Origin of the sequence: Belliella calami (assembly GCF_022549695.1) — a bacterium.
Classification (GTDB): domain Bacteria; phylum Bacteroidota; class Bacteroidia; order Cytophagales; family Cyclobacteriaceae; genus Belliella; species Belliella calami.
The window spans coordinates 19,093-40,505 of the sequence record NZ_JAKZGS010000007.1; the positions used below are offsets into that span (position 1 = coordinate 19,093).

The following is a 21,413-nucleotide window of genomic DNA, read 5'->3' on the forward strand; positions in this document are numbered from 1 at the left end:
AAAATCAACGATAAAAGTGGAAGAATTTAATTTTGTGTCAAATTAACCTTTTCCAATATCTCTTTGTTAACATTTGGCTTTGAAGCCTTCTTTTTTCTTTCTCTCAATGAAAGTATCGGTGGAGTTTCCCGATGGATTTTCTTGACCCTACTCAGTGTAATCACATCCAACCTAAGCCCCAAGATCACTGCCATCACCGCAATGATAGGAATCAAAACATGATCATTTAGATTAGAACCGATAAACATCATTCCTATAAAAAATGAATTGATCAAGACTATTGTGATGGTTACTTGATCATGTCTCAGCCCCATTCTCATCATAAAATGATGAATATGACTTTTATCGGCAGCCAAAGGAGACTTACCCTTCATCGTTCGCTTTGTAAATATCCTACAAGTATCATAAATAGGAATAATCAAAAGTGCAATCCCTGATGCTATTGGTGCACTGAACTTCCATCCTTCATAATCATTCATGTTTCCGTTGCTATCCACAAAAAGAATGGTCATTACCGCAAGCGCAAATCCCAAACTCAGCGAACCTGTATCGCCCATAAAGATCTTTGCAGGATGCCAATTGAATACCAAAAAGGAAATCACTCCACCTACCAATATGAATGCAAACATAGAGAAACCAATCATGCCTGCCTGCATAAACCACCAACCCAAAAACAAGAAGGTGACTACACTCACAGAACCCGCCAACCCATCAAGACCATCTATAAGGTTAAATGAATTGGTCAATGCAATGATGGTGAATATACTGATGCCATAACTTACTGCGTCGGGAATTTCATAAATCCCCAAAAAACCATACATACTTGAAAATCGAATATCTCCAAACACTACAACTATACAAGCTGCAATTAATTGACCTCCGATTTTTTGCCAAGCAGATATATCGACCATATCATCCCTCAATCCCAACAAAAACATCAAACCAAAGGCAGTCAATAAAAACCTGATTTCTATTAGCTGACTCATTGAAAACCAAGTCAGAACTGAGATTATTGCTCCTACCACGAAGCTGATTCCACCCATAGATGGAATAAATCCGTTGTGGATCTTTCTCCCGCCTGGAGCATCTATAAGGTTCAATCTTTTCAATACTAAGATCAAAACCGGTGTTATTAAAAACCCGATCAAGAACGCTGTAAAGATTGCTAGAAAAGTCACCATAAAAAACCAATTTAGGCAAAGGTAAGTAGAAGGATACTCAAATTCAAAACATCTACAAAAAAAGACAGCACTTAAAAATACTTAAATTAAACCAAGAAATAGTAATATTATCTTGGCGAAATTAAGTCAATGCAGCTTAAACGCATTTTAAATGAAGAAATTAGTAAATTGAACCAAAAAGTATAACAATAAACAGAACCAATAATAATTCAATAAATTATTATTTCTTCCCTACTTTTTTAATCAAGTATTTGCCGTAATCATTCTTTTTCAAAGGTTCTGCCAATTTTAGAAGCTCATCATCACTGATATAACCCATTTCATAAGCTATCTCTTCCAGGCAGGCTACTTTCAGTCCTTGACGCTTCTCTATCGTGTGTATAAAGTTGGAAGCCTCCATCATAGATTCATGTGTTCCCGTATCAAGCCAAGCATATCCCCTACCCATCAACTCCACCTTAAGGTCTCCTTGGTGCAAGTACACCTGATTCACAGATGTGATTTCGAGCTCGCCTCTTTCACTGGGTTTGATCTCTTTGGCTATCTTGACCACAGAATTTGGGTAAAAATACAAGCCTACTACTGCATAATTACTTTTAGGGTCTTGTGGCTTCTCTTCTATACTTAGAACATTTCCTGATTTGTCAAAATCCACCACACCATATCTGTTGGGGTCTTGAACATAATACCCAAATACAGTAGCTTTCTTTTCGTTTGCAACTGTCTTAACAGAATTTTGAAGCATTTGTGTGAGTCCATGACCATGAAAAATATTGTCTCCCAACACCAAGCAGACGTCATCATCCCCGATAAATTCCTCTCCTATGATAAAAGCCTGTGCCAAGCCATCTGGACTTGGTTGCTCACGATACTCAAACCTCATACCCAAATCAGACCCATCACCCAAGAGATTGATAAAATTCGGAAGATCTTGTGGCGTAGAAATAATCAAGATTTCCTTGATCCCAGCAAGCATCAACACCGACAATGGATAATAAATCATCGGCTTATCATAAATTGCCAACAACTGTTTAGAAACTCCTTTGGTAATTGGGTAAAGTCTCGTACCTGACCCTCCTGCTAATACTATTCCTTTCATCCTCCAAAATTAGAAAATAAATCAATACAAAAGGATTAATTTTAAATGAACGCATTTTTGGGAGAAAAAGAGAGGGGTTAAGGGTTAAGAGCGTTAAACGTTAATAGCGTTAAACGTTAATGGCGTTAAACGTAGAACGATTAACGATTAACGATTGAACGTTGAACGATTAACGTTGAACGATTGAACGATTAACATTGAACATCGAAAATTCAACCAACATCCATTCCCCCAAGTAAGATGATTAATTTTGAGAAAAAGGGTTTATTTTATAAAAAAAGTACAATTTTTAGTGCAATTTTTGATAAAAAATACCAACTACTTGGTATTTTTTGGGATTGAATTAAGACGTAATTTTACATCGGTGATTTAAGCAGCTTTTCTATTCTTTATATAAGGTATATAGGAAAATCATTGTACTAGGTTTTTGAATCCTATCAGTTTTTTGTGGGGAAATGAAGTTACGGTATTCATTTCCCCACTTTTTTTGTCTTGCACGCTATCCCGCTAGCAAGCAATTGTCTTTTAAAAATATTGCTACTTTTTCAAGTATCACTCATTTAAGCTTACAGGGTAACTCTTTACTTCCAATGTGAAAATTGATAACTCCTAATCATTCAAATATTCCCTCAGAAACCAGTTATCAACTTATTGAATTGATCTAACTAATTAAGTTTTTATGATGGCATTGACAAAAAAGCCAATTTCAATAAATACTCACTAACCTAATATTGAAAAAATTAATCTATAACCCATAAAATAATAAAACCCCGGAATACCTAAGTAAAACGGGGTTTTTAAAATTCATTTTGCTTGATGCTAATTTACCAAGAAATTTCCTCTATCTTAAACTGATTCTATTTTTGCGGAACTTTGTTACTTAGCCCCCTTAGCGAGCAGATAACCTTACTTCCTAGCATAATCATCCTGCAACCTGACAATATCTTCTTCATTGGAAGGATTGTTGGCATCTGTATGAACCCAGATTTCTGCTACTACTCCCCATCCATCAGTACCAATCAAGCGATGTCTTTCCCCTTGTGCGAGTTTGACTACTTGGTCTTTGATCATGGGTTCGGAAGGATTCTCTTTGTCTGTTTCAGACCTGGCGATCGCAGCTTCCCCTGTTACCAACTTCCACAATTCAGACCTTCTGTAATGATACTGCCAAGAAAGTTTTTGATTGGGTGCGACCAAAAGGATCTTGGGACTAAAGGAAAGGTTATTAGTCAGATCAATATCTACTTCCTTGAAAAACATTTCTTTGAAAGCCGCTATTTGGTTAGGGTCAATCACAAAAAAACCACCCCATGGTCTATTTTGATCCTGGGCGATGATTTCAAAATCAAAGTTTTTTAATTGTACTTCAATTTGGGTGAATACTTCGTTTTTTTCGAGATTTTGATCTAGTGATTTGAACATTGTTTTTTGGTGGTTAAGAGGTGAACATTTATAGCGATAAGCATTAGTGTAGTAAAACGTTAAGCGTTGAGAGCGTTAAGGGAGTTAAGCGTTAAGAGTGTTAAACATTAAGAATGTTAAGCGTTAAAAGCGTTAAACGTTAAGCGTTAGACACTGAACGATAAACGCTGAACCTTAAACACCAAACGCTCCTACCCAAAACTCCTACTGCTGCTTTTGAAACAAGTATATCAAACTAACCTGACTATGCACAGAGAATAGATTTTCCCCTTTAGGAAATTCAGGTGTACTGTCAGGAGCTAGTTGCCATTGGTAGTTCATACCATTGATCAACTGAAGTTTTGAACTTAGGAGGAGATTATTCCACTGCTTATCAAATAAGAAGCCTACACTCAGATCTATCCAAGGCTGATGCTCTTTCTGCTGACCAAAAGCCCGGTAATAGAAATCTTGATGGTTTTCCAAGCGTTCAAAAAGTATCCCAAACTTATCAAATTTATCTACCAAAGAAACTTCCAATGTCTGTATATTGGAACCAGTTCCTATACCTACTCCCAATGGTTGGCCATAATTTGCAAATCCTCTGGCTATCCCATGTGTATGCCAAGAACCTCCACCCAACAATCCTGGATATCTGATATATCTATTTATAGATTCTTGCTGATGTGTAATTTCCCCACCTATTTGAACCATTTTATTTTCCTGAGTCAATTCAAATAGTTTTTTGAATCCAAAAAGATATGCTCTAGCATGCTCTGGATTTATAATGGCCTCCCGCCAGTTAAAAGCATGATCTCTTCTTCCAAATTCAAAGTACACCTCTGCTTTTGCTTTTGATGCTACGTATCTAACGGCAACACTTGCTTGTTGATCTTTTCCGTCTGCATCTCGATCAAAACCCACCTCAGTTTTTTGAAATGCATCAAAAATCGGAAAAAAGTCTCTAAACTCATTTCCCCTAAGCTCATTATATTGCTGATAGGTTCTAGAGAGACTTAAAAATAAACCAGGAACCCATTTTGGATTATAAGATATTGTAATCCCATTTAAATATCTCCAATCTCCAGAAAATCTTCTAAAAAATCTATCATTTAAATCATCAAATTGTGTAGGTGCAAAACCTGAATTTTCTAGTTTACCGACAATAATTTGCCCTTCAAAATTTCCAAAGAAAGTCTTAGCTGGTTTGATTGTATTCATAGTCAAATGTGGGAATCCCTGCGCATTGTTTGAAAAGGTCAAAGCATTCCATTGACCCGGCCCCCACCAAATGTTTTGTGTGCTAATTCCAGTTTCAAATGCACCAAACTCTAGACTAATTTTCGTCTGTCCCCACCATACACTGGTGTATGCTCCATCTCCAAAGCGCTCTGGTAAATCATCACTGTTATAAAATCTAAATCTATCAAAAACTTGTTGTGGTGTTCTGTTATTACCAAATCCATCAAAAGATTGATTTTGAGCAAACATTAATTCTGGTTGGATTTGGATTTTTAAGATTGATAATTTCGCAAAAAATCCAGTTGAAGTATATGATTGAAAACCCTTGGAAGGAATCATTGCCCCGTCGCCCCATCCATATGGTCTATTTGTGTTAAATTGTAATCTTTGGAAAAATGGCAACACGCCAAATTTTATTTGTTTAAATCCTACCTCTTGATTATTGTCTATTATCGATAAGGAAAAGTCTTTGATCTGATTAGGTTGAAAAGTTCTAAAATTAAAGGAGGATTGTACTGAATCAAAACCATCTTTTAACTGCATTCTTCTCAAATACTCTTGAAGTTGGAGATTGTTGGATATTAAGTTTTGAGAATAGATTTCAGTTATTTGAAAAATACAGCAACTCAATAAAAATATAATAAAATATTTTTTCATATTGATTTTAAATCATCCCAATCCAACCAAAGATTAGAATCAAATTTATAATTATCTTCCTTAGCTTCCTCTAACGATAAGTCAGAAAATATGATCAGCTTTGATTGGGGTTCAATTGCCTTCAAACCATTTGCATAGCCAGCTGGTATATGTAAAACCTTATTATCGTTAACAGATATGTTTTTATAATTGGCAATTAACTTTTCTGACGGGGTAATAAAATCATCAATTTTTACATAACCAATAGTAAATGATCCTGATATAACATAAAACCATTTACTTTCAACTCTATGCCCCTGCCAAGCTCTTATAATAGAAGTATCTGAATGTTCAATTTGATACATTCTTTTAATTTTCTCTAGAGAAAAATCATTGAATGCTACTAGCTTGCCTCTATCATCAATAAATGATATTCCTTCTGAACTTAAATTAACCATAAACTATATTTTTTTTTCAGAGAAAATAAAATCATACATAGTCCTCAACAAGATAACTATAGAGTTCTTTTAGACTTATCGATTTATCTTTAATTCTATTTTCTGTATCAACAACATAACCTATTCCATCATGTTCTCCATTTTTTATGGCGACAAAAGCAATATACTTTTTAAAATTATTCACAATAATATCCCCTTTGATACTAAAGTCATCATCAATATCTGAAGAGAAAATTAATTCAACAAATAAACTTTTTCCACGATTATCTATTTCAAAAATCCTTTCATCACCATTAGCATTTATATATTTACTTAAAACTTTTTCTCCTTCTTTTGCTTCCTCCGAAGAATTAAACTCAATTAAAAAATCTCTTGACATTCTTGGAACAACATTCGAATAATTGGTAACTCCAATCTTTTTTAAGAAATCTGCATGCTCTTTAATTCTCCAATAAAATGTTAGTTTTTCATGAGGTTTTTGATGTAGACCTGTCGCAACAATAAGCCTAACATCAAGCTTTAATAATTTACCTAATATTCTATCATATAATTCTAGGATTTCGAACAAAGGATCCTGATCTTTTGGACAATACCACTCTGGATTGTTATAGCCTCCCTTGTATGCCGAAGAATTGAACATGTAATGATGCTGAAAATGGGCTCCAGTGTTGAGAAAAAGGTTAGCAAAGTCAGGGGTACTTTTTTTCCACTCCTTTATAAACGTATCAGATAGTAATTTATCAAGGATAATAGCTCTTACGCCAATTTGTGTTTTTAATTTTGAAATCTTATTCATGTAATAAGCATAGTCTTTCGGAGAGGTATATTTCCCAAGGCCTTTAACTAATGCTAAGATTGATTTTTTTGTTAATTTTCCGTGTGCATTATCATTGACTGCTTGGCTTACAGCATCACTTAAACCTACAAATATTTTGTTCCCAATAGGTTTTGTTTTAGTCCAAGGATCTGGGGCAAAAAAAACAGGTTTAACAAGTCTATTATCAACATTAAAAGGACTGACTGCACCAACTGTATATCCTTTTTCTTCAATTGCTTCAAAGATTTGAGTTAAGTCTTTTCTATCAACTATATCGCCTAATCTAAATACTTTATGTTCATCAAAACTTTTACCAGTAGTAACTGTGACCCATTGTATCCAAGGTTCCAATAAATGATATTTATCTTCTGATTTAGTTTCAACAATTTGATTTTCGTTAAAAAGTTTTTTAAAATTCTTTAATGAACCCTCATTAATGTAATAATTAATGAATTCGAAATTGAGTTCATTTAAACCTAACAAAATTGTCTTTTTCATAATTATTTTTGATAAATTTTTAACACTTTCAAATATGAATTTATTACTAATTGAACGTCAAATTTTTCTAAAGCAAATTGCCTTCCCAAATTCCCCATTTTTATTCTGTCCATTTCATCCATCATAATCATTGTTCTCATTTTCTCTAATAAATCACTGCTACTTCTTACTTTCACCAACAAACCATTTTCTCTATCTATCACAACATCTGAACAACCAGGGACATCAGTAGTAATTATTGGTAAACTCATTGCAGAGGCTTCAATTAGGCTTTTAGAAAGTCCTTCACGGTAAGAAGGTAATACCATAATATCTGCTGCTTCATAAAATTCTTTAATATTACTCACTTTACCTAAAAAGTAAAAGTTACTATTGGAGATTTTCCAATTATCTACTTCTAAAATCGGGATAGAAGAGAAATTATTGTACCCGATTTCTCCAACAAAATAAAATTCTAAATCGAGAAATTCTTTAGAAAGTTCCTGCGCAGCAGCAATAAGCTCTCTAATACCTTTCTCTCCCATAATTCTACCCACAAATAAAAACTTTTTACCTAGGTTATTTTTTCTTTTAATTTTAAATGATTCGAGGTTAACTCCAGATCCAGGAATAACAGAATAATTCAACTTTAGAAAATTCTTTTCTTTAAAGTATTCTAAATCATGAATGTTTTGAAAAAAAATCCAATCAGATAAACTAAAAACTAATCTATAAAAAATTAAAACAAGTTTGGTGATAACACTTTTATTAATAAAAATAGAACCCAATCCACTAATATTATTTATGACTTTAATTCCAAATAGTTTAGCAACCAAAGTGACATATAATGTCGGCTTTATTGTATAGGTTAGAACAACATCAATTTTGGGTGATTTTAAGAAAAAAATAAAAAAACGAACGCATAAAAGAATGTCCGAAAGTGGATTAACTCCATTTACCTTAAAATTAATAGGGACACACTTAATACCAATTTCTTCAAGATCTGCTTGAAACTTCTCTGATTTAGGTGCCACAGCAATAATTTCATGATCATTAAAAATCAGAGCTTTTACTAAATCTTTCCGGAAATTTAAAATATTCCAATACGCATTATCAAATATTACAATTTTCAAATTTTTAAAGTTGCGTTATAAAATGATTAAAATTAACGGAGTATTTTTGAAAAGAGAAATTTTCATATTCAAAACAAGATTTCTTTAAAAACAATATTTTTGCTTTATCAAATGACAATATTTCTTCAAGCAATTTGATAAAATCAGTGTTTTTTTCTGGACTTACTCCAAATCCAAGTCTATCCACAGATAAATACCTTTCTAAATCACTTGTATAAGTAGTCAGCATTGGAGTACCACAAGAAATACTTTCTACAAATTTCGTTGGAAAACCTGAATTAGATAATCGGTTATTTTCTCTAAATAATATTGAAAAATCAGCATTTGCGATATATTGAAGAGCTTTAGAGTTTTCAACTTTACCATGAAAAACTATATTTTCTTTTAGCTCAGTCAAGATATTTCTGTGAAAATTAATGACTTTTAGATATTCTTCTTTTGAAATTCCGTAAATATCGAAAATAAAATTACGATTTTTCACTTTGAAAAGAGATTCTATAATTATATCTAACCTATCCTTGTAAGCCGATTTAGAAACTGAACGCCCATTTCTATTAGGGAATGGATAACCAACATAAATTAAATTAACTCTATCAAAATTTAAATTAAACTTTAAATTACTATATCTGAATTTATCAATTAATGGCGGAATAAGAACTGCATTTTTCCCTTTGGACAAATAGAAATTTCTTAAGTACGAACTTATAGTAATAACCCCATTTGATTTGCAATTTAAATATTTCATCCTAAACTGAATATCAAAAAGTTTTACTAACCTAATAAAATAATTTCCTGAATTAGCAGAATGCCAATCTGCTACATCTACAACAAACTTAATTTTATTTTTTGCACAAAAAGTATTAAGCAAAAGATGAAGGAAGGAAATCACTGGATTTCCATATAGTATAAATACTTGGATTTTTTCTTTTTTAACTATCTCTTTAAGTATTAAAAAATATTTCCAGAAAAAAAGTCTGTCAAATGCAGTAGGTGAAGGAAGGCTATGACAAATAAAACCATCAAATGTTTTTTTAGAAGAAATATTAAACCGACCACTTTCATTTAAATCAACAAAAACGATATTATGTCCAGCCTCTCTCAAAGATTTTCCATTACCTAAAACTCTAGCTCCAGCCGCATTTCCATATGGAAAGTTGAAATTTCCAAAATACAATATATTTACAACCATCTATATATAATTAATTATAAACTAATCTACTAATATAATCAACATAAGAAATAATAATTCTGACCACTTTTTCAGATACATTTGGCATAGAATAATCTTCAACTAATCTAAAATTTCGTTCTTTATCAACTTTTTGATTGGCTAATTGTGAAATACCCTGTAGAATCCGTTCTGGATTCATACCCACCATCATTACTGAAGTCTCTTCCATTGCTTCGGGTCTTTCATGAGCATCTCTAATATTGAGAGCTCTAAAATTTAAAATTGAAGATTCTTCTGAAATAGTCCCACTATCAGAAAGAACTGCAAAAGCATTTTTTTGCAATGCATTGTAATCTATAAAACCCAAAGGTTTTAAAAATTGAATTAATGGATGTGTTTTAACATTTTTAGACTCAATCATTTTTCTAGTTCGCGGATGTGTGCTGACTATAATTGGATAATTATATTTTTCAGCCAAAAGGTTTAAACTAGATATCAATCCAAGGAAGTTTTTCTCACTGTTTATGTTTTCTGCTCTATGTGAAGAGACCACAAAAAACTCACCTACTTTAAGTTGCAACCTCGAAAGGACTTCAGATTTCTTAATTCTCTCTGCATGAAAATGAAGGACTTCATACATCGGTGAACCAGTTTTAATAATCCTATCAGCCGATATTCCTTCCCTAAGTAAGTATTCTCTAGCAATATCACTATAGGTCAAATTAATATCGGAGATATGATCCACAATCTTACGGTTAGTCTCCTCAGGAACTCTTTGATCAAAACATCTATTTCCAGCCTCCATATGAAATATAGGAATTTGTTTCTTTTTGGCAGGTATAGCACAAAGACAAGAATTTGTATCTCCCAAAACTAAGAAAGCATCAGGTTTTACCAAATCTAATACTGAATCAATTTTTATCAAAATTTGACCAATTGTAACAGTTGCTGTTTCGCCTGCTGCGTCTAAGAAGTAATCAGGTTTACGAAGTTGGAGATCCTCAAAAAATATCTGATTCAACTCATAGTCATAATTTTGACCAGTATGGACTAGAATATGTTCAATTGCCTCAGACTTATCTAATGCTGTAAGCACCCTTGAAAGTCTGATAATTTCAGGTCTAGTACCAACAACTGTCATTACTTTTAGTTTTTTCATTGTATTGGAACGCGGATAAAGCTGATCAAGCTGACTTCCACAGATTTTTTAATTAAAATTAATTTTAGAGTTAATTCAGTATAAAGAAATACTTTCGTACTAATTTAAACAGGCACAAAATAAGTATCAGGGTCATTAGGGTCATAGTGTTCATTGATCCAGAATACTGTTAGTAATTCGTCTTCCCCAATATTTTTGATGTTATGGGTGTACCAAATTGGCATATCAACATAGCTTGGTTCATTTCCATCCAAATAGAAATCTAATATATCGTCAGTACCAATCTTTCTTAGTTGAATGAGTGCTTTACCTTTAATTACTGAAAATCTTTCAATTTTTCTAGTATGAAAATGATTCCCTCTAATAATACCCGGAACTGTTGTAGAATATGAAACTTGTCCACCAATACCTAGTCTTATCACCTCTACAAATGCACCTCTATTATCGATATGCTGAATAAATTTCCTTGGGAAATAATTCTTTATATCCATGTAGCATCTGAAAGTATTGAAAAGTTGGATTTCAAATCTTTCTTTGAGACTTGGGATTTGACCATTATCTTGATAAGATTCTTTAAAATCGTTAAGCAGCTGCATGATTTCAGAAACCTTCGCTTCAGCAGTATATGCTAATTCTAATTTTGGTGAATTGACTCCATCCCTAATTACTTTTATAATTTCTAATACTAATTCTCCGACATAAATCAGTTTGAGATACCCATCTACTTCTATCTTAGGCTGTTCTCCCCTGCTTATTTGATGACAAAAAGTAGCCACAACTGAATTGTAAAAAGGCTCTCCAAATGGGCCAAATACGTTGGGGATAATTAAGCCAGTAAATTTGGCATCCACTTGCTGAGCCCATCCCAAAAGCATTTCTCTACCCGCTCTTTTTGATTTGCCATACACATTATCTCTTTCTTCCTGTGTTGAAGAAGATATAATTACATGTGGAGCAACTTTTTCCCTTTCTAAGGCTGCTCTTAATTTCTCAACAAGCTGGGTGTTTACATTATAAATTTGATCCGCATCATTATGCCTATTTAGTGCAGCAAGATGAATGATTACATCACATTGCCTCACAAATTGATCTAGTAAATTCTTATCATCAAAATAACTTCGTTGAAAATCAATGAGGGCAAATTCATCTGGGAATAAAGAAATTGTTTTATAAAGGTGAGACCCTACAAACCCATTTTGTCCTGTAATTCCTACATTAATCATATTGAAAATTATTCTGGGTATTGTAAAATATCAGTATCTCCTAAAATATCCTTCTTAATCATCGGTAATTTCAAAAGCAGGGATTTCATACCTTCGACATCAAGTCTATGGGTATTATGAGAATGGTATTCTTCAAAATTTGAAACATTTAACTCTCCTTCTGAAAAAAATTGATTGTAATTTAAATCTCTTGTATCTGCAGGAATTCTATAATAATCACCCAAATCTTCTGCTTTTACCATATCCTCTCTATTCACTAAAGTTTCATACAGTTTTTCTCCATGTCGGGTACCGATCACTTTGACATCCACTTTTTTATTATAAAGTTCCATTAGGGCAATTGCAAGTACTTCAATTGTTGCGCCAGGGGATTTTTGAACAAATAAATCTCCTTGATTACTGTGGTCAAAAGCATAAAGAACCAAGTCTACAGCATCTTCCAAAGTCATCATAAACCTAGTCATGTTGGGATCAGTAATCGTAATGGGATTTCCATTTTTTATTTGATCAATAAACAATGGAATAACCGAGCCTCTTGAGGCCATTACATTTCCATACCTAGTACCACAAAAAACCGAAATATCATCATTTAAATTTCTCGATTTGGCAACCATTACCTTCTCCATTAGTGCTTTGGACATTCCCATAGCATTGATAGGATAAGCTGCTTTATCAGTACTTAAGACTACTGCTTTTTTTACTTGATATTTTTCAGCCGCAGACAACAAATTATCAGTTCCTAAAATATTGGTCTTAACCGCTTCCAGAGGAAAAAATTCACATGACGGAACTTGCTTTAAAGCAGCTGCATGAAAAATATAATCAACGCCATTTACTGCAGATTCTATACTCCTTGCGTCTCTTACATCGCCAATATAAAATTTGACTTTTGGGTTATTTACTCTTTTACGAAGATCATCTTGCTTTTTTTCATCCCTACTGAAAATTCTTATTTCAGAAAACTTTTCTGTAGAGACAAACCTATTTAGCACAGCATTACCAAAAGATCCCGTACCGCCTGTGATCAATAATTTTTTTTTGAATTTTGACATTATTTATAATTATTAAATGGAGAATTTGAATTTTTAAGTATTTACGCCTTTTTACCAGTGACCAGACAAAATGTTTTATTTTTAAATCAATTGATAACTTATCTAACAATAACAAACAGAAATCATCCGCTTGGGCTAGCATTTTAATTTCGCTTCTGTTGTTTTTTAGGGTAATCATGTTGAATTTTATTAATTACTTTAAATAAACCATGTTAGAATATTTAAAAATGTAATTTGTTTTTAAATATCAATTCTGTTTTAAAATGAAAAACCAATTGTACAAATATAAAAAATTTTAAAGGAGAGATTAAAACAGTTATAAATTTATTGGTTATTGATGAAAATAAGACTTTCATAAAAATTACTCTAATCAAGAAAATATTAAAATAACGAAGTGAAAATATTTAGTTTTAATGAAAATATTAGCCTTATTTACATAAATCACGATTGTAAAAACTATTAATTTATTTATGTTGTTTTAAATATTTCCAATTTACAAATGGCTGAACAAAAACTGCTGGAAGCATTATTAATACATTTACAAGCATAATCAAATTCCAATTAGAGAAATATTTAAAGAGAATGTATATTAATGGAATTTTAATTAATGCAGCAATTAAGCTTGTAAACAATTGAGGTTTTAACTTACTAATTCCATTTGCAATGCAATTAGCGGAATAAATATATAGTAAAATGATTGAATAAAAACTGAAATAAACAACTGTCATAGAGTTAGCGATTACTTTTCCATTACCCAACCATAAATTGACTATATCTTCAAAATAAATAGAGACGAAAATAATACAAAACGAAAAAATAGTGGCTGTGAAGTTTAAATATTTCTGAACTTTTTTTATCCAAACAATCCTTCCTTCTGCAAATGCTTTAGTTATTCCTGACCAAATTGGAATTGTCAGAATTGAAAACAAAACCGTTGTCAAATTAAAAATTCTGAAATATGCTTGATATTCTACTACATTTTCTGGAGAATAAAATTTAGAAATTAAGAATTCATTTGATGAATTAATTATAAGAAGCGATAGTTGAATAATCAGGAATTTCATGCCTAAACCTACAACATTAACAGAAAATTCTTTTCTGTAAAACCTAATATTTGGTCTTGAATTTTTTAAATACGTTGAGAAAACAAAGATTGTAGCAACTAACAAAGGTATATTTATTGCTAAAAAATATATATAAGAAATAAAAATTAAAGATTCTGAAATACTGCTTTTTTTAAAAAAAATCAAACAAATTAGAATACTAAAATTTGAAAATAAAGAAATGAAGTTAGCAATTGCTGTTTTTTGCAACGCATACAATATAGATATAATTAGCCTTAGGAACAATTGTAAAGTTACAGCAAGAAAAATTATAGAAATTGAAACAATTAAGGTTTCATTGGATAATAACCCATTATCTATATTAAGAATTTTATTCCAATTTATGAAGTTATTAAATATTACAAAAAAAACACTTAATAAAAATGCAATTATCCCAATAGTGATATATGAAGTTGATATGTATTGTTTAACCGTTATAAAATCTTTTATACCCAATGGTTTAACGATTAAATTCCTTAAACCGTTGCCAACACCTAAATCAAATGTTAAAATCCAATTTAAAACAGAAATAATCGTGAACCAAACACCTAATACTTCATACTCTGAAAAAAAATTCATGTAGGCTGGTAACGATAAAATATTAATTATCATTGCCAACCCTTTGATACCAATAGAGCCTATAATATTCCAAAAAAGCTCAATATTTGAACTGATTTTACTAAATACTTTATTTAGAACCATAGACATTTGAAAGTTTAATATTTTTCAAAAAATAAAATAATATAATAAAAGTAGCAGTAAAATAAATATGTGGTTCCTTATTAATTTGGGACAAAACAATAGTTAGAAATGTAATTCTTGAAATAATATTGACTTTATCGAATGATAAAATTCCTATAACAAAAGAAATTGTATAAAAAACACCAGAAACCCCAAAAGCTGCAAGAAAGTATGTTGAAGTTGATGTTTGGGAACCATGTGTCAATAAAACAAAAAGATTTTCAGTATTTCCTAGGCCAGCACCAAAAAGAAAATTATTTTTAAATATTAATATATTAGTTAAAGGTGAATCTATTCTTTCATTAAAGGAAACAGATTCTGACACTAATTTTCCAAAAATAGTTGGATTTAATTGATTCAAAAAATATAAAATTAAATTAAGATTCATATAAACTAAAATGATTAAACTCAATATTAATAAATATAACAAATATTGCTTTTTACTTACCACAGAATTAATAGTTAAAAAAGAAATAAATATTGGGAAAATCATTAAATATGCAAAAGTAGATTTTGTAGTTAGAAGCGTTATTAAAAACAGAGCTAAGTTTAATTTTGTAGATTTTCCTGTTTTCCAAAGCTCTAAAGTAATAGCTACTAGTAAATAAGTGGCAAATATTCCTGGTTCCCAAAAAGCACCAATATTTCTTTTAAAGCCATCATTCCCCCAAACACTAAAACTTTTAATCGCAAAATAAATTATTCCATTATAATATTCTACATCATTAATATTCTTAAATGTACTTAAAGGTAATTGTAAATTTGTTAGATTTAAAATAATATATCCAATTAAGGAAATTACTGAAATTATTTTCATCATTTTAATAAAAAAAACTGAAAATTGATCAAATGAAAATCTATTTGTAAAAACATATGAAAAAGTCAAAACCAAAATGAATTTTAAATTTGTAGATAAATTACCAATATTAAAATTTATTAAAAATGAAAATACAGTTACGGACAAGAAAAATAAATAAAAGATTGTTGAATAATTTTTTTTGAAAAAATGATTTCTTCTTTTTAAAGTTAGAATTAATACAGGTAATATTAATAAATGATAACAAAAGTTACCAGGAACAGAAGATAAAGGATAACCACTTGTAATTAAAACAAAAATTAATAAAACAGAAATCGTCAAAGACTCCTTCTTAAATCTAATTAAATTACTGCTATTGCTTGAAAAAGTTGCCAATTTTTTTTTAAAAAACTATGTTATATTTTTAACTTATATTATTGTTCTGGGAATTGATTAAAAAAAAGTTTTATTAAAATAATATAATCATTCTTTTTTTTGCTAGTAGCTTCAATTCCATAGTGAATTACTCAATTAAGTTCAATTTCTATGAATATCCAATGTCAGTTAATATCAGAGCCATAGTTAATTAGGCTTACTATTGATTACTACTAAATCTTTCAATATCCGATTAGAATAAATAATACTTTATATGTTTTATTCTAAATGTTAGTCTTAACTTTTAAACAACCTTTTAAAACTAGCGTATTTATTTATACCTAACAAAGGCTTAATTATTGTCATTAACGAAATTTTTAACCTTTCAAATCTTGGCATTAAAACAATTTCATCAATCTTTTTTTCAAAGTTATAATCAACCTCAATATTCTTTGGATGGTTTAAAGGGAATTCCAGTGGTGCAGTATTTATAGTACAAAACCTTCTAGTCATTTCTTCAGCAGCAGAATTTCCTTTTATTGACTTAGCTCCATGAGTAGAATGTAAATCGATACCTATATTCTGGATTTGATTAAATTTAGGGCAAATACCTAATAAATTATGATGTCTCAAGGAAAATCCTATTTGAGAGTCCCAAGAAGCTAATTTAACTGAGTTTTGAAGAGTATATTTAGTTTTGAAATATTTTATAGTTTCCTGATTATACAAGCTGATATTATTAAATCTTGCTTTTAAATTTTTAACAGAAACTTCATCTAAATTTTTTAATTCACCATCATAATATTTATTGAATTTTTTGCTCCAAGATGCCCAGCCACAAGGTAACATATGTTGAGTAAACATATAGCTAGCTTTATTTTTTGGTTCATAATGCCCCAAATAATTTGTTCCTACTATCCAAAGTAATTTTTCATTACTTTCATATTTTTCCAACATTTCTTTACAGAATGCAAAAAATGTCAACTCAGGCAGATTATCATCTTCTAAAAAAATAGCAGAAGTTTCATATTTTAAAACCCAACTTGCTCCTTTACCTATATTAGCATAAACACCTATATTTTCACTTGAATATTTCTTAACAATTTCACAATCCCAATCTATGTATTTTTCAACTGACTTTCTAACATCATCAATAATTACATTTTCTTCAGGATTTCTACCACCATCTGACAAAAGATAGACTTTTTTAGGCTTTACCTCCCTTATACGGTCTAAAATCTTAAAAACTGTTTCCTTTCTCCTAAAAAGAAAAATTACAATTGGAATATCAAACATTGCTTCATTTTTTTTATTAAACATTATTTATTGTGGTATTGAAAGAAAAACTAATTTATATACCACTCTACAGCCTCTTGAATACCTTTCTCAATATTATGAGTTGGATTGTAATTTAAAAGCTTCTTTGCTTTTTCGATTGAAGCCAAAGAATGTGGTATATCTCCATTCCTATTAGGGCCATGAGTTACTTCAATTTTAGCTATATCTTGATCAAATTTTGATAGACTACTCTTTAAAAAATTAATCAAAGAAACTAAAGTGGTTCTATCGCCAACTGCTGTATTGTAGATTTGATTTAAAGCCTCTTTATTCTCCGTAGTTAAGCAAAGTAAATTCATTTGAATTACATTATCGATGTAGGTAAAATCCCTTGAGAATGTTCCATCGCCATTGATTATTGGACCTTCATGATTCATCAGTTGTTTAACAAAAAGAGGTATCACAGCAGCGTAGGTTCCATTTGGGTCTTGCCTTCTACCAAAAACATTAAAGTACCTTAAACCCACGGTATCTAAACCATATGACTTGTAAAAAATATCGGCATACAGTTCATTTACATATTTTGTAATTGCGTAAGGTGAAAGTGGTTTTCCAATTTCATCTTCTATTTTTGGTAATTTTTCAGAATCTCCATAAGTAGATGAACTTGCTGCATAAATAAATCTTTTTACTTGGTTGTCCCTAGCAGCTACGAGCATATTTAGAAATCCTGATACATTCACTTCATTTGAAGTGATAGGGTCATTGATAGACCTAGGAACTGATCCAAGGGCAGCTTCATGTAATACAAAGTCAACTCCTTTGCAGGCTTGTTGACAAGTTTCCAAATTTCTAATATCTCCTTCAATCAATTCAAAATTAGGATTATCGAAAAACGATTCAAGATTATGTCTATATCCAGTCGCAAAATTATCCAAGCAAATTACTTTTGAACCAAGAGCCAACAAAGCTTCACAAAGGTTGGAACCAATAAATCCAGCTCCTCCTGTCACCAAAATTTTTTGTTCTTCTAGTTTCTTAAACTGAGCATTTTTCTTAAAGTCTTGCATCTACACTTTCTTTTGTTAAAACAGATTTCACATCAAAGATAACTTGAGTATCTGATTTCTTCAAATCCCAAGATTTAAACAATTTATGAGCTACAGCCATAATGATCGCTGAATATTGACTCAGATTATTCTTAATGTCTCCACCAACGATCTCCAGTCCATATTCATGCTTTACTTCAGCTGGATCAGCCCAAGGATCATACACATCCACGTCCATATCAAATGATTTCAATTCTTTGTATATATCAATTACCCTTGTATTTCTTACATCAGGACAGTCTTCTTTAAAAGTAAAACCTAATATCAAAACCTTGGAGTCTATAACCCTTAGGTCCTTACGCATCATATGCTTAATAGTCTCAGTAGCTACGTGCTTGCCCATAGAGTCATTCAATCTTCTTCCTGCCAAAATAATCTCAGGATGATAACCTACTTCCTGTGCCTTCTGAGCCAAGTAAAAAGGATCGACACCAATACAATGTCCGCCTACTAAACCTGGCCTAAAAGGCAGAAAGTTCCACTTGGTACCTGCTGCTTCTAATACTTCTTGGGTATCTATATCAAGCAAGTTGAATATCTTCGACAATTCGTTTACAAAGGCAATGTTAATATCTCTTTGAGAGTTTTCAATCACTTTTGCTGCCTCTGCTACTCTGATGGAAGAAGCTTTATGCGTCCCTGCTGTAATCACTGATTTATAGAGCTGATCTACATATTCCGCTACCTCTTCCGTGGATCCAGCGGTGACTTTCAATATCTTAGTTACAGTATGTTCCTTATCCCCTGGATTGATTCGCTCCGGGCTATAGCCAGCAAAAAAGTCCTCGTTGAATTTTAGTCCTGATACTTTTTCAAGTACCGGTACACATTCTTCCTCTGTTACCCCAGGATAAACAGTGGATTCATAGATAACTACATCACCTTTCTTTAACACCCTTGCAATCGCCTCGGATGCCTTTAGCATAGGAGTTAATACTGGTTTATTATGCTTATCTGTTGGTGTGGGTACAGTCACCACATAGATATTGCAGGAAGAAATCGGAAGTACAGCATCCGTGATTTGCAATCCAAGTCCCTTCTCTTCCAATTCCACTGGTGTTTTTACTAATACTTTTTGAAGTTCAACATCAGTGACTTCCAAAGTTCTGTCATGTCCTTTTTGAAGTTCATCTACTCTTTTGGAGTCTATATCGTATCCTACAGTTTTATATTTCTCTGCAAAAGCTACTGCCAAAGGAAGTCCGACGTACCCCAAGCCAATAATGGCAATCTTTGATTCTGAAAGTGGTTTTAACATATTATATTTTGATTATTTTATTTTGTGTCACGCAGAGGCGCGGAGAAAAGAGTGTTAAGGTCGTTAAGCGTAATAGTTTATTTGGGTTGAGAGGTTAAGGGTTAAATGCGTTAATGCTTCGCGTTGAATTGTTAAACGTTAATGCTTCGCCCGCCACGGCGGGTAAACTGTTAAAACGTTAAATGTTAATGTTTGCCTGCGGCTACACGTTAAAGCGTTAATGCTTCGCCCGCCACGGCGGGTAAACTGTTAAAACGTTAAATGTTAATGTTTGCCTGCGGCTACACGTTAAAGCGTTAATGCTTCGCGTTAAAATGTTAAACGTTAATGTTTGCCTGCGGCTACACGTTAAAGCGTTAATGCTTCGCGTTAAAATGTTAAACGTTAATGTTTGCCTCCGGCCACACGTTAAACGCTTAACGATTAACGTTGAACGGTTAACGTTGAACGCTTAACCATGAACCCAAAATGCACAAAGTCCAATAAATCTAGATACTTTTATACATTTTTATTCCAATAACCAGGTTTTCTTTGCAAATGGGCTATAGCTAAAACCAAGATTTCTTCATCCCGAATTTGATAAATAACTCCGTAGGGAAATTTATTCAACAAACACCTTCTAGTCCTTTTTGAAATATTTGACCAAGCAGAAGGGTTCTCTTTGATCCGATTTATCGTTAACATCACTTCTTTCAAAAACACTTCGCCAAGACCGAATTGCTGAGATTCATAATAAGCATATGATTCATCTAATTCGACTTTTGCAGGACTGAGAAACCGAATTATCATTTAATTTAATTTCTTCTTATTTTAAAAAACTCTTCTTGTGTAAGAACTTGCAATTTCCCCCTGTCAAATGCATCAATACGACTTTCAACTTCCTTGGCCCAAAGTTGATCCATCACCGGATCAGGTTCATCCAAGCTCTTTAAAAGCAAATCAATCACATTCGCTTTTTCAATAGGTGACAATTTCATTAAATGCTCTATGATTTTCTTATTGTTCTCCATCCTCAAAAATCTATTTTGATTTATTCTTCCCAATATAACAAATTTTACTAAAATAAATCTAAGTACTTGCTGGTTGCTTTGGTTTAAAGGTTTAAAAGGTTAATCGTTAAGTCGTTAAGTCGTTGAGCGTTAATGCATCGCCCGCCACGGCGGGTAAACTGTTAAAACGTTAAATGTTAATATTTGCCTGCGGCTACACGTTAAACGATTAACGATTAACGCTGAACGTTGAATGCTGAACGCTTAACCTCTACCCCTCCTACTTATATCCCTTTCCACCACTATTCTTTAACTTTAAGATTAAAGCATTAATTTTAAACTTAATGGTTTCTGTAAGCATAAGTAAGATTGACAATTGTTCTTTGTTAAAGAAGTTTGCATCAAATGCTCTATAAGCTTGTGATCTAACTTCACCACAAGAACCTTTAGCAATATATAGAAATTGAATAAATTCTTTATTTCCATCTCTTTCAAACCCCTCCGCAATGTTATCCATAACAGATCCAGCAGCACTATTTATCTGAGAAACAAACCTAAAATCATTTTTAAAAGCTTGATTGGTGGCTTGATCTCTAACAATTTTAGCAAGTTCTCTTGCCTTTTGCCAAATTTCAAGATCTTCAAAAGATTTTATAACCATGATTTTGCCCGCTACGGCGAGTAAATTGTTAAACGTTAATGCTTTGCGGTGAAT

19 protein-coding genes are annotated in these 21,413 nt (G+C 31.8%); all 19 read right to left on the minus strand.

Annotated features, from left to right (window positions below):
- Positions 1 to 26: 26 nt before the first annotated feature.
- Positions 27 to 1,181: a glycosyltransferase family 4 protein gene (locus MM236_RS10040; RefSeq protein WP_241274845.1), complete on the minus strand. Its 1,155-nt coding sequence runs from the start codon at positions 1,179 to 1,181 to the stop codon at positions 27 to 29.
- A gap of 220 nt (positions 1,182 to 1,401) precedes the next feature.
- The gene (rfbA, locus tag MM236_RS10045; RefSeq protein ID WP_241274846.1) at positions 1,402 to 2,280 is read right to left on the minus strand and encodes a glucose-1-phosphate thymidylyltransferase RfbA; all 879 of its coding nucleotides are present in this window, start codon (positions 2,278 to 2,280) and stop codon (positions 1,402 to 1,404) included.
- Positions 2,281 to 3,186: 906 nt separating this feature from the next.
- Complete coding sequence (locus MM236_RS10050; protein ID WP_241274847.1) at positions 3,187 to 3,702, minus strand: cupin domain-containing protein; 516 nt, start codon at positions 3,700 to 3,702, stop codon at positions 3,187 to 3,189.
- A gap of 204 nt (positions 3,703 to 3,906) precedes the next feature.
- A complete protein-coding gene (locus MM236_RS10055; RefSeq protein ID WP_241274848.1) occupies positions 3,907 to 5,580 on the minus strand; it encodes a capsule assembly Wzi family protein in 1,674 nt (557 codons plus the stop codon).
- The gene (locus MM236_RS10060; RefSeq protein WP_241274849.1) at positions 5,577 to 6,017 is read right to left on the minus strand and encodes a cupin domain-containing protein; all 441 of its coding nucleotides are present in this window, start codon (positions 6,015 to 6,017) and stop codon (positions 5,577 to 5,579) included. Before MM236_RS10060 ends, MM236_RS10055 begins: the two co-directional genes overlap by 4 nt.
- Positions 6,018 to 6,048: 31 nt before the next feature.
- Positions 6,049 to 7,332: an alkaline phosphatase family protein gene (locus MM236_RS10065; RefSeq protein ID WP_241274850.1), complete on the minus strand. Its 1,284-nt coding sequence runs from the start codon at positions 7,330 to 7,332 to the stop codon at positions 6,049 to 6,051.
- A gap of 2 nt (positions 7,333 to 7,334) precedes the next feature.
- Positions 7,335 to 8,444: a glycosyltransferase family 4 protein gene (locus MM236_RS10070; protein WP_241274851.1), complete on the minus strand. Its 1,110-nt coding sequence runs from the start codon at positions 8,442 to 8,444 to the stop codon at positions 7,335 to 7,337.
- A gap of 4 nt (positions 8,445 to 8,448) precedes the next feature.
- Entirely contained in the window at positions 8,449 to 9,633 is a 1,185-nt protein-coding gene (locus MM236_RS10075) for a glycosyltransferase (RefSeq protein ID WP_241274852.1), read from the minus strand.
- A gap of 10 nt (positions 9,634 to 9,643) precedes the next feature.
- The gene (gene wecB, locus MM236_RS10080) at positions 9,644 to 10,774 is read right to left on the minus strand and encodes a non-hydrolyzing UDP-N-acetylglucosamine 2-epimerase (protein ID WP_241274853.1); all 1,131 of its coding nucleotides are present in this window, start codon (positions 10,772 to 10,774) and stop codon (positions 9,644 to 9,646) included.
- 104 nt (positions 10,775 to 10,878) lie between these two features.
- On the minus strand, positions 10,879 to 11,997 hold the full coding sequence (locus MM236_RS10085) for a polysaccharide biosynthesis C-terminal domain-containing protein (RefSeq protein ID WP_241274854.1): 1,119 nt from the start codon (positions 11,995 to 11,997) through the stop codon (positions 10,879 to 10,881).
- 8 nt (positions 11,998 to 12,005) lie between these two features.
- On the minus strand, positions 12,006 to 13,049 hold the full coding sequence (locus MM236_RS10090) for a polysaccharide biosynthesis protein (RefSeq protein ID WP_241274855.1): 1,044 nt from the start codon (positions 13,047 to 13,049) through the stop codon (positions 12,006 to 12,008).
- A 464-nt stretch (positions 13,050 to 13,513) separates the two neighbouring features.
- Positions 13,514 to 14,854: a lipopolysaccharide biosynthesis protein gene (locus MM236_RS10095; protein WP_241274856.1), complete on the minus strand. Its 1,341-nt coding sequence runs from the start codon at positions 14,852 to 14,854 to the stop codon at positions 13,514 to 13,516.
- Positions 14,841 to 16,085, minus strand: a complete 1,245-nt coding sequence (locus MM236_RS10100) for a hypothetical protein (RefSeq protein ID WP_241274857.1) — start codon at positions 16,083 to 16,085, stop codon at positions 14,841 to 14,843. The genes MM236_RS10095 and MM236_RS10100 overlap by 14 nt, the downstream gene beginning before the upstream one ends.
- 276 nt (positions 16,086 to 16,361) lie before the next feature.
- Positions 16,362 to 17,384, minus strand: a complete 1,023-nt coding sequence (locus MM236_RS10105) for a hypothetical protein (protein WP_241274858.1) — start codon at positions 17,382 to 17,384, stop codon at positions 16,362 to 16,364.
- A 26-nt stretch (positions 17,385 to 17,410) separates the two neighbouring features.
- A complete protein-coding gene (locus MM236_RS10110) occupies positions 17,411 to 18,412 on the minus strand; it encodes an SDR family oxidoreductase (protein WP_241274859.1) in 1,002 nt (333 codons plus the stop codon).
- Complete coding sequence (locus MM236_RS10115; RefSeq protein ID WP_241274860.1) at positions 18,399 to 19,709, minus strand: nucleotide sugar dehydrogenase; 1,311 nt, start codon at positions 19,707 to 19,709, stop codon at positions 18,399 to 18,401. The genes MM236_RS10110 and MM236_RS10115 overlap by 14 nt, the downstream gene beginning before the upstream one ends.
- A 498-nt stretch (positions 19,710 to 20,207) precedes the next feature.
- On the minus strand, positions 20,208 to 20,498 hold the full coding sequence (locus tag MM236_RS10120) for a type II toxin-antitoxin system RelE/ParE family toxin (RefSeq protein WP_241274861.1): 291 nt from the start codon (positions 20,496 to 20,498) through the stop codon (positions 20,208 to 20,210).
- 5 nt (positions 20,499 to 20,503) lie between these two features.
- On the minus strand, positions 20,504 to 20,719 hold the full coding sequence (locus MM236_RS10125; protein ID WP_241274862.1) for an addiction module protein: 216 nt from the start codon (positions 20,717 to 20,719) through the stop codon (positions 20,504 to 20,506).
- Between the two features lie 259 nt (positions 20,720 to 20,978).
- Positions 20,979 to 21,359, minus strand: coding sequence for a four helix bundle protein (locus tag MM236_RS10130; protein ID WP_241274863.1), 381 nt, complete (start codon positions 21,357 to 21,359; stop codon positions 20,979 to 20,981).
- Positions 21,360 to 21,413: the final 54 nt, after the last annotated feature.

Excerpts from the sequence above, each read along its gene's own strand:
- MM236_RS10095 (WP_241274856.1), bottom strand. The coding sequence starts at position 14,854 with ATGGTTCTAAATAAAGTATTTAGTAAAATCAGTTCAAATATTGAGCTT.
- MM236_RS10075 (WP_241274852.1), bottom strand. The coding sequence starts at position 9,633 with ATGGTTGTAAATATATTGTATTTTGGAAATTTCAACTTTCCATATGGA.
- MM236_RS10105 (WP_241274858.1), bottom strand. The coding sequence starts at position 17,384 with ATGTTTAATAAAAAAAATGAAGCAATGTTTGATATTCCAATTGTAATT.
- MM236_RS10050 (WP_241274847.1), bottom strand. The coding sequence starts at position 3,702 with ATGTTCAAATCACTAGATCAAAATCTCGAAAAAAACGAAGTATTCACC.
- MM236_RS10060 (WP_241274849.1), bottom strand. The coding sequence starts at position 6,017 with ATGGTTAATTTAAGTTCAGAAGGAATATCATTTATTGATGATAGAGGC.
- MM236_RS10085 (WP_241274854.1), bottom strand. The coding sequence starts at position 11,997 with ATGATTAATGTAGGAATTACAGGACAAAATGGGTTTGTAGGGTCTCAC.
- MM236_RS10065 (WP_241274850.1), bottom strand. The coding sequence starts at position 7,332 with ATGAAAAAGACAATTTTGTTAGGTTTAAATGAACTCAATTTCGAATTC.
- MM236_RS10125 (WP_241274862.1), bottom strand. The coding sequence starts at position 20,719 with ATGGAGAACAATAAGAAAATCATAGAGCATTTAATGAAATTGTCACCT.
- MM236_RS10110 (WP_241274859.1), bottom strand. The coding sequence starts at position 18,412 with ATGCAAGACTTTAAGAAAAATGCTCAGTTTAAGAAACTAGAAGAACAA.
- MM236_RS10120 (WP_241274861.1), bottom strand. The coding sequence starts at position 20,498 with ATGATAATTCGGTTTCTCAGTCCTGCAAAAGTCGAATTAGATGAATCA.
- wecB (WP_241274853.1), bottom strand. The coding sequence starts at position 10,774 with ATGAAAAAACTAAAAGTAATGACAGTTGTTGGTACTAGACCTGAAATT.
- MM236_RS10055 (WP_241274848.1), bottom strand. The coding sequence starts at position 5,580 with ATGAAAAAATATTTTATTATATTTTTATTGAGTTGCTGTATTTTTCAA.
- MM236_RS10115 (WP_241274860.1), bottom strand. The coding sequence starts at position 19,709 with ATGTTAAAACCACTTTCAGAATCAAAGATTGCCATTATTGGCTTGGGG.
- MM236_RS10130 (WP_241274863.1), bottom strand. The coding sequence starts at position 21,359 with ATGGTTATAAAATCTTTTGAAGATCTTGAAATTTGGCAAAAGGCAAGA.
- MM236_RS10090 (WP_241274855.1), bottom strand. The coding sequence starts at position 13,049 with ATGTCAAAATTCAAAAAAAAATTATTGATCACAGGCGGTACGGGATCT.
- MM236_RS10040 (WP_241274845.1), bottom strand. The coding sequence starts at position 1,181 with ATGGTGACTTTTCTAGCAATCTTTACAGCGTTCTTGATCGGGTTTTTA.
- rfbA (WP_241274846.1), bottom strand. The coding sequence starts at position 2,280 with ATGAAAGGAATAGTATTAGCAGGAGGGTCAGGTACGAGACTTTACCCA.